Genomic DNA, 13,019 nt, shown 5'->3' on the forward strand with positions numbered 1-13,019 from the left:
CTAGACTTAGCCAAGCCTTACCAACCTTGCCGGTCCCCTGCCTCCGATTGGTGCCCATGTCAGCCAGACGCGCGCTCGCTGCCCGCCGCATCGGGTGGACGGCCGCCGCCGTCGCCGCCCTGCTGTTCGCGGTGCTGCTCAGCCTCGCCGTCGGGGCTCGCTCGGTCGCCCCGACCACCGTCCTCGACGCCGTGCTGAACGGCGGGCACAGCGCCGACGCCGAAGTCGTCCGCGAACTGCGCGTACCGCGCACCCTGATCGGCCTGATGGTCGGCGCGGCCCTGGCGCTCGCCGGCACGGCCCTCCAGGGCATCACCCGCAACCCGATCGCCGACCCCGGCATCCTCGGCATCAGCCAGGGCGCCTCGGTCGGCGTGGTCCTCGCCATCGCCTTCGCGGGCGTGCACACGCTGACGGGGTACGTCTGGTTCGCCTTCGCCGGCGCGGCCGTCGCCTCGGTCGCCGTCTACGCGATCGCGGCCCGCGGCCGCGGCGGCGCGACGCCCGTCAAACTGGCCCTCAGCGGCGCGGCGATCAACGCGCTGCTGGTGTCGGTGACGATGGGCGTCCTGACCACGAAGGCGGCCGCGCTGGACGAGTTCCGCTTCTGGCAGGTCGGCTCGGTCGCCGGGCGCGACGCGGAAGTAGTGGGCCAGATCTGGCCGTTCCTACTGGTCGGCGCCGTACTGGTGGTGGCGGTGGCCCGCGGCCTGGACGCGCTGGCCCTCGGCGAGGACGTCGCGAAGGGCCTCGGGCAGAACGTCGCCGCGGTACGGATCGTGGGCGGCGTCGGCGCGACGGTGCTCACGGGCGCGGGGGTGGCGGCCGCCGGCCCGATCGCCTTCATCGGCCTGGCGGTCCCGCACATCGCCCGCGCGATCGTCGGCAGCGACCACCGGTGGGTGCTGCCGATGGCGGCGCTCATCGGGCCGGTGATGCTGCTCGTCTCCGACGTGATCGGCCGCATCGTCTTCCCGCCGAGCGAGGTCCCGGCGGGCGTGATGACGGCACTCATCGGCGTCCCGTTCCTGGTGGCCCTGGTCCGCCGCAAGGCGGTGCCGGCGTGACGCTCTCCCTCGCGCGCCGGGCCGTATTCCGGGGGCTCGGCCCCCGGACCCCCGCGCCTCAAATGCCGGCGGGGCTGAATGTCCCCGACGACGCTGCGACGCGCAGCGAAACCCGGCCCGGCGGGCAGAGTCGGCCCGCCCCGCGAACCCGGCCCGCCGGACGACATGGCCACGCGACAGCAACCCAAGCCCGTCCGGCGATTGAGGACACCGCGCGCAGCGCGGTACCGGGTCCGGGCGGAGCCCGGGACTGGCGTCCCGGGCCCGGGAGAGGGAGAGGAACGGCCACGCGGCGGCACGTACACGAGGAGGGCGCCGCATGAGCGCTGAGAGCGTCACCCCCGTCCGCCCCGCCGGGTACACCCTCGTCCGCCCCGCCCGCGGCCGCGCCAGCTTCCTGCTGCACCGCCGCGCCGCCGGCGTCGCCCTCGGCCTCACCGCCGTACTCGCGGCGGCCTGCGTCGCGTACCTCTGCGTCGGCGAGAGCTTCGTCCCGCCCGGCGACGTCCTGAAGGTCGTCTTCGGGCAGCCGTCGCCGCACGAACTCGTCGTCGGGACGCTGCGCCTGCCGCGCATGGTCCTCGGGCTGCTCGTCGGCGCCGCGTTCGGCGTCGCGGGCGCGCTGATCCAGACCGTCGCGCGCAACCCGCTCGCCAGCCCCGACATCATCGGCATCAGCCAGGGCGCGAGCGCGGTGACCGTGGGCGCGCTGACCTTCGGCGTCACCTCGTACACCTTCCTGCCCTACCTGTCCGTCGCCGGCGGCATCCTCGCCGCCGCGCTGGTGTACGTCTTCGCCTGGCGCGGCGGACTGCACGCGACCCGGTTCGTGCTCATCGGCATCGGCTTCGCGATCGCACTCCGCTCGATCACCACGCTGTTCATGACGAAGGGCGACTACCTCGTCGCCCAGCAGGCGCAGATCTGGATGACCGGTTCGCTGAACGGCCGCGGCTGGGACGAGGCCGCGCCGCTCGGCTGGACGCTGCTGGTGCTGCTGCCCGCCGTGCTGTGGGCGGCCCGCGCCCAGCGGACCGTGTCGATGGACGACGACACGGCGACCTCCCTCGGCGTACGGCTCGGCCGGCTGCGGCTCGGGCTGGTGCTGCTCGGCGTCGTCCTGGCGTCGATCGCGACCGGCGCCGCCGGCCCCGTCGACTTCGTGGCGCTGCTCGCGCCGCAGATCGCGCGCCGGATGACCCGTACCGCGCAGATCCCGCTGCTGTGCTCCGCGCTGCTCGGCGCGGTGATCGTCGTCGTCGCCGACCTCGCGGCCCGCCGGGTGTTCTCGCCCACCGAACTGCCGGTGGGCGTGCTGACGGCCGCCATCGGCGCCCCGTACCTGATCTGGCTGATCATCCGTAGCCGAACCGCTGGAGGAAAGTCGTGAGCAGGCTGACGGCCCGCGAGCTGACGCTCGCCTATGACGACCGCACCGTCGTGCACGACCTCGACCTGGCCGTGCCCGACGGGCGGGTCACGGTCATCGTCGGCCCGAACGCCTGCGGCAAGTCGACGACACTGCGCGCCCTCGGCCGACTGCTGAGGCCCAAGAGCGGGGCGGTCCTCCTCGACGGCGCGGAGCTCGCGAAGATCCCGACGAAGAAGATCGCCCAGTCGATCGGTCTGCTGCCGCAGTCCCCGGCCGCGCCGGAGGCCATCACCGTCGCCGACCTCGTCGCCCGCGGCCGCCAGCCGCACCAGCACTGGTGGCAGCAGTGGTCGCAGGAGGACGAGCGCGCGGTGACGGACGCCATGGAGCGTACGGACGTCACCGCGCTCGCCGACCGGCCCGTCGACGAGCTGTCCGGCGGCCAGCGGCAGCGCGTGTGGATCGCGATGGCGCTCGCGCAGGAGACCGATCTGCTGCTGCTGGACGAGCCGACGACGTTCCTCGACATCGCGCACCAGGTCGAGGTGCTCGACCTGGTGCGCCAGTTGAACCACGAGCGTGGCCGCACGGTCGTCGCCGTCCTCCACGACCTCAACCAGGCCGCCCGCTACGCCGACCATCTCGTCGCCATGAAGGCGGGCCGGATCGTCGCGGAGGGGCGTCCGGACGACGTCGTCACCGCCGAACTGGTCCGCGAGGTCTTCGGCATGGAGTCGGTCGTCGTGCCCGACCCGGTGACCGGATCGCCGCTCGTCGTGCCGGGAGCCCCGTACGCCCCCGCATCCCAAGCCCCCATGTCCACCCCGCAGTCAGCCTGAAAGGTTCCCTGTCCATGAGCAACACCCTTCACCGCCGCGGTCTCCTCGCCGGTTCCCTCGCCCTCACCGCCGCGATGGCGCTGAGCGGCTGCGGTACGAACGACGACGCCACCGGCTCCTCCGACAAGAAGACCGGGACCGACAGCACCCACACGGTGAAGACGGCCATGGGCGACGTCGAGGTCCCCGACGCACCGAAGCGGGTCGTCGTGCTCGACACCGCGGAGCTCGACTCGGCGATCACCCTGGGCGTGAAGCCCGTCGGCGCCACGCACGCCGGCACCGAGTCGGGCTTCCTGCCCTACCTGCCCAAGGAGCAGCTCGAGGGCATCAAGGACGTCGGCGAGATGATGACGCCGAACCTGGAGGCCATCGCCGCGCTCAAGCCCGACCTGATCCTCACCAGCAAGATCCGCCACGGCGACAAGTACTCGGAGCTGAAGAAGATCGCGCCGACGGTGATGACCGAGACCACCGGCCACCCCTGGAAGGAGAACTTCCAGATCCACGCCGACGCCCTCGGCAAGAAGGCGGAGGCGCAGAAGGCCGTCGCCGCGTACGAGGCACAGACCGGCAAGGTCACCGAGGCGCTCGGCGGCAAGGAGAAGGCGGCGGCGACGGAGGTCAACGTCGTCCGCTTCGTCGAGGGCGCGGACATCCGCATCTACGGCAAGCAGAACTACATCTCCACGATCCTCGCGGACGTCGGCCTGGGCCGCCCGGCCATCACCGACAAGGCCACGGACGGCTTCTCGTACGACGTGAGCCCCGAGAAGATCGACCTCGCGGACGCGGACGTCGTCTTCCACTCGACGTACGGCGACCCGGAGAAGGCGAAGCAGAAGCAGACGCTGGACAGCGCGCTGTGGAAGAACATGAAGGCGGCGAAGAACGACAAGGTCTTCGCCGTGGAGGACGAGGTCTGGATCCAGGGCATCGGCTACACGGCCGCGACCCAGATCCTGACCGAGCTCCAGACGCACCTGACCCACTGACGGGTCGGAACCGCACTCCGCGCGGTGTCCTCAATCGCCGGCCGGGCACATCCAGCCCCGCTTGGGGGCACCTCCCACGGCCGCCAGGCCGTAGGGGGAGTTTGAGGCGCGGGGGTCCGGGGGCAGCGCCCTCGGTTACGGGAAGGGGCGGGGTTGGGGGAACAAGCCCGCCGCAGGCGTCAGCGCCCCCGCCTCCCCCTCCACACCAGAAACACCGCCGACCCCACCGCCGCCCCCTTCAGCACCCACGGCCACGTCCCCGCCAGCGCGTCCCGCACCCCGTCCTCGGGAATCGTCTCGCCCCAGTGGTCGTTCACGCGGCCCCACAGCCACAGCGCCCCCGCAACCAGCGCCGTGCCGGGGATGCCGAACACGGCCAGCTTGGCCTCGGTGCGGGAGAGCCGCCGGGAGGCGTACGCGAGGAGCCAGCCGAGGCCGAGGGGGATCAGCGAGCCGAGGACGGCGCCCGCGACGAGCAGCGCGGCGGCGAGCAACAGCAACGGGCTGCCGAGGCCGCCCCGCGCCGTCGCCCACCACCGGCGCTTCCCGGCGTCCTCCTCGGACTCCGACTCCTCATCCTCCGTCGACGACGTCTCCGACGGCTCCGACGGCTCCGACGGCGGCTTCAGTATCTCGGGGATCTCGACCCCGCCGACGAACCCCGCCACCCCGTCGCTCGCGCCCATCGCCCCCGGGTCGATACGCCACCAGTCGGGCTCAGAGCCGGAGGGGCCCAGCTCGTCCATGCCGGCCAGGTGCGGCGGCGACGCGGCCCCGCGCGGGGGCGCATCGGCCTCGCGGGGCCGGGGCACCCGGCGCCATCCCCGCTGGCGCGGCACCGCGCCGCCGGACGGCTCGGGCTCCGGCGCCAACGCGGTCGCGGCCGGCGACATACGGGACGGCGACCCCTCCGACGAGCCGGCGTCGTCCTCCGCACCGGCCGCTCGGCCCGCCGACGCCACCACCTCGTCGGGCGTACCGAGCCGCCCCAGGATGCGGCGGACGCCCGCCGGGCTGTCGCCCCCGAACTTCGTGCGCTGTTTCTCGATCTCGCTGCGCAGCGTCGCCACGAGCCGCATCCGCGTGGCGGACGGGAGCTGGGCCGTCTGGGCCAGATCGCCGACACGGCTCAGATAGTCGTAGACGAGCTGATCGCTCTCGATCCCCACCGACGGTTCCCCTGCACTGGCCACGGGCCACCCGCCTTCCCGGGCCGCCCCGTCCCCGACGGTAGCGCTCCAGGGGCTAACGTGGGGCGGATGGGGACCATGCCCGAAGGAAGCGGCAGCAGCCCGCGCACCCTCGCGGAGGCGCTGCGCGCCCGCGACGACGAGGAGTTGGCTGCGCTGCTGCGCGCCCGCCCCGATCTGTTGAGCCCGGTTCCGAACGACGTCACCCAGCTCGCGACCCGCGCCGGCACCCGTGCCTCCGTCGTACGGGCGCTGGAACGGCTGGACCGGTTCGCCCTGCAGACCGCCGAGGCGCTGGCGGTGGCGCCCGACCCGGCCCCGTACGACACGCTGCGGGCGCTGATGACCGGCGACGACGGCGACACGGCCGTCGAGCGGGCGCTGCCCGGGGCGCTCGAGACGCTGCGCCGGCAGGCGCTGGTGTGGGGCGGGGACGACCGGCTGCGGCTGGTGCGCACGGCGCGCGAGCTGCTCGCACCGTCCCCGACACGCCCTTCGCCGACGGGTCTCGGCCCGACCGTCGCGGAGGCCACGAGCGGCATGTCGCCCGGCCGGATCCAGGAGATCCTGACGGCGGCCGGGCTGCCGACGACGCACGACGCGGTGTCCGCCGTCGCGGCGCTGACGTCGCTGTTCACGGACCGTACGCGGATGGGGGCGCTGCTGGACACGGCCCCGCCGGACGCGCTGGCGGTGCTGGACCGGCTGGTGTGGGGGCCTCCGTACGGTGAGGTGACGTCCGATCCGACGCCGCCGGTGCGCTGGCTGCGGGACCGCGGACTGCTGCTGCCCGCGTCGGCGCGCACGGTCGTGCTGCCTCGGGAGGCGGCGCTGCATCTGCGGGCGGGCCGGGCCCACCGGGTGCCGGAGCCGGCGCCGCCGGCGATCGCGCCGGCCCGCGAACACGGTCCACAGGCTGTGGACGGCACGGCGGCCGGCCAGGCGTTCACGGCGCTGACCACCGTCGAGGACCTGCTGAAGGACTGGCACGAGGGCGGCCCTCCCGTGCTGCGCGCCGGCGGTCTGGCCGTACGGGACCTCAAGCGGACGGCCGCGGCGCTCGACACCACCGAGCAGCTCGCCGCGTTCTGGCTGGAACTCGCCTACGCCGCGGGCCTCCTGGCCGCGGACGGGGAGGCGGAGGAGCGGTACGCGCCGACGCCGGCGTACGACGAGTGGCTTGAGCTTCCGACGGCGGACCGGTGGGGTGAACTGGCCACCGCCTGGTTGACGGCGACCCGAACGCCCGGCCTCGTCGGCACCCAGGACGCCAAGGGCCGTACGCTCTCCGCCCTCGGGCCGGAGCTGGACCGCTCGGCCGTCGTGGAGGTGCGCCACCGCGTCCTCGCGCTGGCGGCGGAGCTGCCCCCCGGCGCGGCCCCCGACCCGGAGACGCTGCTCGCCCGGCTGCGCTGGGAGCGGCCGCTGCGCGGCGGCACGGGCGGCGGCGCGGCGCCCGGCGCGGGCAAGGATCTGCGGGCCATGGCCACGGCGTGGACCCTGTCGGAGGCGGAGCTGATCGGCGTGACCGGCCGGGGCGCGCTGTCCACGCACGGCCGCGCGCTGCTCTCCGGCGCCCCCGCGGCCACGGAGGACCACACGCCCCCGGACCACGCGGCGCTCGCCGACCGCCGTGCCCGCGCGGTCAAGGCGCTCGCCCCGCTGCTGCCGGAGCCCCTCGACCACGTGCTCCTCCAGGCGGACCTCACCGCCGTCGCCCCCGGCCCGCTGGAACGGCCGCTCGCGGAGACGCTCGCCGTCCTCGCCGACGTCGAGTCCAAGGGCGGTGCGACCGTCTACCGCTTCACCCCCGGCTCGGTGCGCCGCGCCCTCGACGCCGGCCGGTCCGCATCCGACCTGCACGCCTTCCTGGCCACCCACTCGCGTACGCCGGTGCCACAGCCGCTGAGCTACCTCATCGACGACGTCGCCCGCCGCCACGGCCATCTGCGGATCGGCGCGGCGTCGGCCTATGTGCGCTGCGACGACGACGCGATGCTCGGCGAGATCCTCGCCGACAAGCGCTCCCACGACCTCGGCCTGCGCCGCATCGCGCCCACCGTCCTCGCCTCCCAGGTCGACCCGGGGACGCTGCTGCAGGGGCTGCGCGCCATGGGGTACGCGCCGGCCGCCGAGTCCGCGGAGGGCGACGTGCTGATCACCCGCGCCCACGCCCGCCGCACCCCGCCGCGCGCCGCGCCCGCCCCCGTACCGGAGGGGCCGCCCGTGCCGGACGGGACGCTGCTCGGCGCGGCCGTGAAGGCGATCCGGGCGGGCGACATGGCGGCCACCGTCGTACGCAAGCCGGGCGGCGCGGAACAGGGCCGCCCGGAGCCGGGCGAGCTGCCGCGCACGACCCCGGCGGAGACCCTGGCCACCGTCCAGGCCGCCGCGCTCACCGGCTCCGCGATCTGGATCGGCTACGTCAACGCGGAGGGCGCGGCCAGCCAGCGCGTCATCGCGCCCGTCCGCGTCGAGGGCGGTTTCGTCACGGCGTACGACCACACCGCCGACGAGGTACGGACGTATCCGCTGCACCGCATCACGGGCGTGGCGGAACTGGCCGACGACGCCGACGACGCCCGCTGACCCGCCCCCGCCGGTGAGCCGCCGGTGATCCGTACGCCCTCGCACTCCCCGGATCGGCGCGCGATGCGGGACACTGGTTGTTTGGCCGTGTCCCGGACCGACGGACCGGCCCGACGCAAAGCCCGAGGGGAACCCCGGGGAAAGGGTGTGGCGTGAACGGACCGCTCATCGTCCAGAGCGACAAGACACTCCTGCTCGAGGTGGACCACGAGCAGGCCGACGCCTGCCGGCGCGCCATCGCGCCGTTCGCCGAGCTGGAGCGCGCGCCGGAGCACATCCACACCTACCGGGTGACCCCGCTCGGCCTGTGGAACGCGCGCGCCGCCGGGCACGACGCCGAGCAGGTCGTCGACGCGCTGGTCGAGTTCTCCCGCTATCCGGTGCCGCACGCGCTGCTGGTCGACGTCGCGGAGACCATGGCCCGCTACGGCCGGCTCACCCTGTCCAAGCACCCCACCCACGGCCTGGTCCTCACCTCCACCGACCGGCCGGTGCTCGAGGAGATCCTGCGCTCCAAGAAGGTCCAGCCGCTGGTCGGCACGCGGCTCGACCCCGACACGGTCGCCGTGCACCCCTCCGAGCGCGGCCAGATCAAGCAGACGCTGCTGAAGCTGGGCTGGCCGGCCGAGGACCTGGCCGGTTACGTCGACGGCGAGGCGCACCCGATCGAGCTGGCGGAGGACGGCTGGGCCCTGCGCCCGTACCAGAAGCAGGCCGTCGAGGGCTTCTGGCACGGCGGCTCCGGTGTCGTCGTCCTGCCCTGCGGCGCGGGGAAGACGCTGGTCGGCGCGGGCGCGATGGCAGAGGCGAAGGCCACCACCCTGATCCTGGTCACCAACACCGTCTCGGCCCGCCAGTGGAAGCACGAGCTGGTGAAGCGCACCTCGCTGACCGAGGACGAGATCGGCGAGTACAGCGGTACGAAGAAGGAGATCCGGCCGGTCACCATCGCCACCTACCAGGTGCTGACGACCCGGCGGAAGGGCGTCTACCCCCACCTGGAGCTCTTCGACTCCCGCGACTGGGGCCTGGTCGTCTACGACGAGGTCCATCTGCTGCCGGCGCCGGTCTTCAAGTTCACCGCCGACCTCCAGGCCCGCCGCCGGCTCGGCCTCACGGCGACGCTGGTGCGCGAGGACGGCCGCGAGTCGGACGTCTTCTCCCTCATCGGGCCGAAGCGTTTCGACGCGCCGTGGAAGGAGATCGAGGCGCAGGGGTACATCGCCCCCGCGGACTGCGTCGAGGTGCGGGTCAACCTGACCGACGCCGAGCGGCTCGCGTACGCGACGGCGGAGCAGGAGGAGAAGTACCGCTACTGCGCGACGACCGCGACGAAGCGGCGGGTCACCGAGCAGCTGGTGCACAAGCACGCGGGGCAGCAGATCCTCGTCATCGGCCAGTACATCGACCAGCTCGACGAGCTCGGCGAGCACCTGGACGCGCCGGTCATCAAGGGCGAGACGCCGAACTCCCAGCGCGAGAAGCTCTTCGACGCGTTCCGCACGGGTGAGCTCAGCGTGCTCGTGGTGTCCAAGGTCGCGAACTTCTCGATCGACCTGCCGGAGGCGACGATCGCGATCCAGGTCTCCGGCACGTTCGGCTCCCGCCAGGAGGAGGCGCAGCGGCTGGGCCGCGTCCTGCGTCCCAAGGCGGACGGGCACAAGGCCCACTTCTACTCGGTGGTGGCCCGCGACACGATCGACCAGGACTTCGCGGCGCACCGCCAGCGGTTCCTCGCGGAGCAGGGGTACGCGTACCGCATCGTCGACTCGGACGACCTGCTGGCGGGCGAGGACCCGGTGCGCTGAGGTGGGCGGGGGCGGGCCGCGCTTCGCGCGGTGGCCTCAATCTCCCCCTACGGCCTGGCGGTCGTGGGTGGGGACACCTCCCACGACCGCCAGGCCGTAGGGGGAGGGTAGGGGACAGGCCCCCGGCTCAACGGCGCCGCACCCCCGCCTCCTCCCCGTACTCCCCCAGCACCGCCACGCTGAACACGACCCCCGCGAAAACCTTCACCGCCCGCACCGCACCTCCCACCCGCCACCGCGGGCGCCCGCCCGCACCGCTCGCCGTCGCGCCGGGCAGGGAGTGCGTCGCTGAGGTGACAGAGGCGAAAGTGGTCATGCGTCCATGGTGCGCTCGTCACCCCGTCGGAGCATCGGGCTGCGGGGTGAACCGGGAGGCGGCCCGCGTACTACTCCAGGCATAGCCAGTCCCCTACGGGGAGGACCCCCGGAACCCCGGGGAAAACCGTTCGCGCACCTCCACCGCCGCCACTAGAATCGCGGGCTTGCCCCGGGCCCGGCCCGGGTTCCTCCCCGCCTCCTTCGAACGACTTCGAGGAGCGCCGCCGTCCGGACGGAAACCGGCCGGTCCGCCATGTCGTGATCACGCAGCTAGCCGGAGGCAACCCGTGCCCGCGCACGCCCCTGTACCCGACGTGTCCACCGCCGCCACCACCGCCACGGACGGGGACGACCCGCTCGCCCGCGAACGCGCGCACCTCGCCGCGTCCCGGTCCGCCCTGCGGGCGATGCGGGAGGACGTCCAGTCGCTCGACATCAAGGACGTCACCGCGAACTGGGTCAACGCCGCCGTCCTCCAGTCGCAGATCGAGGACCGCATCAAGGCGCTGGCCGACCTCGCCCACACCCCGCTCTTCTTCGGCCGCCTGGACTATCTGCCCACCACGCAGGACGGCCGCCGCTTCTACATCGGCCGCCGCCACGTCCACGACGCCGGGGGCGACCCGATGGTGATCGACTGGCGTGCCCCCGTCTCCCAGCCCTTCTACCGGGCCTCCCGCAAGGACCCGCAGGACGTCGCCCTGCGCCGCCGCTTCGGCTACACGGCCGGTGACCTCACCGCGTACGAGGACGAGCACCTCACCGACCCGTCGGAGGCCGAGCAGACGTCGAGGCTTCTCCAGGCGGAGATCGAGCGGCCGCGCGTCGGCCCGATGCGGGACATCGTCGCGACGATCCAGCCCGAGCAGGACGAGATCGTCCGCAGCGGCCTGTCCGGCACGGTCTGTGTGCAGGGCGGGCCCGGCACCGGAAAGACGGCCGTCGGCCTGCACCGTGTCGCGTATCTGCTGTACGCGCACCGGGACCGGCTGGCCCGCACCGGCACGCTCGTCATCGGGCCGAACCGTTCCTTCCTCCACTACATCGAGCAGGTCCTGCCCGCGCTGGGCGAGCTGGAGGTCCGGCAGTCCACGGTGGACGACCTGGTCGCGCACGTCGAAGTACGCGGCGCGGACACCGCCGCGGCGGCCGTCGTCAAGGGCGACGCGAGGATGGCGCGGGTCCTGCGGCGGGCGGTCCGCTCGCACGTCACGATCCCGACGGAGCCGGTGGTCGTGGTGCGCGGCTCGCGGCGCTGGCGGGTGCCGGCGTACGAACTGGAGGAGATCGTCCGCGAGTTGCTGGACCGGGACATCCGCTACGGGGCGGCCCGCGACGCCCTCCCGCAGCGGATCGCGCACACCGTGCTGGTGCGCATGGAGCAGTCCGGAGAGGCGCCGGACGACCGCGTCCAGGACTCGGTCGCGCGGAACGCCGCCGTCAAGGCGGCGGTCAAGGCGATCTGGCCGCCGGTCGACCCGGCGAAGCTCGTGCTGCGGCTGCTGTCCGACGCGCAGTTCCTCGCGGAGCACGCGGACGGTGTCCTGTCCGCCGAGGAACAGGCCACGATCCTGCTCGCGAAGCCCCCGCGCAGCGTGCGGTCGGCGAAGTGGACGGCGGCGGACGCTGTGCTGATCGACGAGGTGACGGACCTGGTCCGGCGCACCCAGTCACTGGGCCATGTCGTCCTCGACGAGGCGCAGGACCTGTCCCCGATGCAGTACCGGGCGGTCGGCCGCCGCTGCTCGACGGGCTCGGCGACGGTCCTCGGCGACCTGGCGCAGGGCACGACGCCGTGGGCCACGGCGTCCTGGGCGGAGGCCCTGGCGCATCTCGGCAAGCCCGAGGCGGCGGTCGAGGAACTGACGGCCGGTTTCCGCGTACCGCGCGAGGTGATCGCGTACGCGTCGCGTCTGCTGCCGCACATGTCGCCGGGCCTGGCGCCGGTCTCGTCCGTCCGCGAGTCGCCCGGCTCGCTCGCGGTACGCGCCGTGCCGGCGGACGGGCCCAACGCGGACCGGCTCGACGCGGCCGTGGTCGCCGCCTGCGCCGAGTCGCTGCGGCACGAGGGGTCGATCGGCCTGATCGCGGCGGACTCCCGCGTCCCGGCGCTCGCGGCGGCCCTCACGTCGGCGGGCCTGCCGTACCTGGCCCCCGGCGAGGAGACCACCGCCGAGGCGCGCCTCACGCTCGTACCGGCGTCGCTGGCGAAGGGTCTCGAGTACGACTACGTGGTCCTCGACGAGCCCGCGTCCGTCGTCGCCGCGGAACCGGACCGCCGCACGGGCGTGCGCCGCCTGTACGTCGCCCTGACCCGCGCGGTCTCGGGCCTCACGGTCCTGCACGCCGAACCCCTTCCCCAGGAACTCTCGTAGCCCGGTCCGATGAGTTTCGGCCGTCGCCCGGGTCTTCTCTGCCGGACGCGGTGGACGCGGTGGACGCTCGGCTCGATGAAGGAGAACCGTGATGGGCGACGTGTGGTCGATGGTGCATGCGGAGCGTGCGGCGCTGATCGAGGACCTGGCACGCCTCGACGACGGGCAGTGGGAGCAGCCGTCGCTCTGTGCCGGGTGGACCGTGCACGACGTGGTCGCCCATCTGGTCGGCACCGCCAGGACGACGCGGATCGGCTTCATGGCCGACATGGCCCGGGCGCGGTTCGACTTCGACCGTCAGAACGCCCGCGGGGTGGAACGTGAGCGCGGCGCCACGCCCGAGGAGACCTTGGAGCGGTTCCGTCGGGCGGCGCCGCGGAAGTCGACCCCGCCGGCGCCGATCGACAGCCGGCTCGTGGAGGAGGTCGTCCACGGCGAGGACATCCGCCGGCCGTTGGGCCTGTCC

10 protein-coding genes are annotated in these 13,019 nt (G+C 73.8%); 8 read left to right on the top strand and 2 right to left on the bottom strand.

Annotated features, from left to right (window positions below):
- The first annotated feature begins 56 nt into the window (after positions 1-56).
- The 4 genes from ACWD01_RS19705 (at position 57) to ACWD01_RS19720 (ending at position 4,273) form a co-directional block, all read left to right on the top strand.
- The gene (locus ACWD01_RS19705; RefSeq protein WP_451163463.1) at positions 57-1,067 is read left to right on the top strand and encodes a FecCD family ABC transporter permease; all 1,011 of its coding nucleotides are present in this window, start codon (positions 57-59) and stop codon (positions 1,065-1,067) included.
- 319 nt (positions 1,068-1,386) lie between these two features.
- Positions 1,387-2,457, top strand: a complete 1,071-nt coding sequence (locus ACWD01_RS19710; RefSeq protein ID WP_451163465.1) for a FecCD family ABC transporter permease — start codon at positions 1,387-1,389, stop codon at positions 2,455-2,457.
- On the top strand, positions 2,454-3,278 hold the full coding sequence (locus ACWD01_RS19715; protein ID WP_451163467.1) for an ABC transporter ATP-binding protein: 825 nt from the start codon (positions 2,454-2,456) through the stop codon (positions 3,276-3,278). The genes ACWD01_RS19710 and ACWD01_RS19715 overlap by 4 nt, the downstream gene beginning before the upstream one ends.
- A 14-nt stretch (positions 3,279-3,292) precedes the next feature.
- Complete coding sequence (locus ACWD01_RS19720) at positions 3,293-4,273, top strand: ABC transporter substrate-binding protein (RefSeq protein ID WP_451163469.1); 981 nt, start codon at positions 3,293-3,295, stop codon at positions 4,271-4,273.
- A gap of 179 nt (positions 4,274-4,452) precedes the next feature.
- Here ACWD01_RS19720 and ACWD01_RS19725 read toward each other — a convergent pair whose 3' ends face one another.
- Positions 4,453-5,466, bottom strand: coding sequence for a hypothetical protein (locus ACWD01_RS19725; RefSeq protein WP_451163471.1), 1,014 nt, complete (start codon positions 5,464-5,466; stop codon positions 4,453-4,455).
- Between the two features lie 75 nt (positions 5,467-5,541).
- On the opposite strand from ACWD01_RS19725, the gene ACWD01_RS19730 reads away from it, so the two are divergent.
- A complete protein-coding gene (locus ACWD01_RS19730) occupies positions 5,542-8,052 on the top strand; it encodes a helicase C-terminal domain-containing protein (protein WP_451163499.1) in 2,511 nt (836 codons plus the stop codon).
- Between the two features lie 152 nt (positions 8,053-8,204).
- A complete protein-coding gene (locus ACWD01_RS19735; protein WP_451163473.1) occupies positions 8,205-9,860 on the top strand; it encodes a DNA repair helicase XPB in 1,656 nt (551 codons plus the stop codon).
- A 127-nt stretch (positions 9,861-9,987) separates the two neighbouring features.
- On the opposite strand, the gene ACWD01_RS19740 is transcribed toward ACWD01_RS19735, so the two are convergent.
- Positions 9,988-10,176, bottom strand: coding sequence for a hypothetical protein (locus tag ACWD01_RS19740; RefSeq protein ID WP_451163475.1), 189 nt, complete (start codon positions 10,174-10,176; stop codon positions 9,988-9,990).
- Positions 10,177-10,492: 316 nt separating this feature from the next.
- On the opposite strand from ACWD01_RS19740, the gene ACWD01_RS19745 reads away from it, so the two are divergent.
- The gene (locus ACWD01_RS19745) at positions 10,493-12,553 is read left to right on the top strand and encodes a HelD family protein (protein WP_451163501.1); all 2,061 of its coding nucleotides are present in this window, start codon (positions 10,493-10,495) and stop codon (positions 12,551-12,553) included.
- 91 nt (positions 12,554-12,644) lie between these two features.
- The coding region (locus tag ACWD01_RS19750) for a maleylpyruvate isomerase family mycothiol-dependent enzyme (RefSeq protein WP_451163477.1) at positions 12,645-13,019 on the top strand (375 nt) is incomplete at its 3' end.

Source organism: Streptomyces sp. NPDC002835, assembly GCF_053591995.1.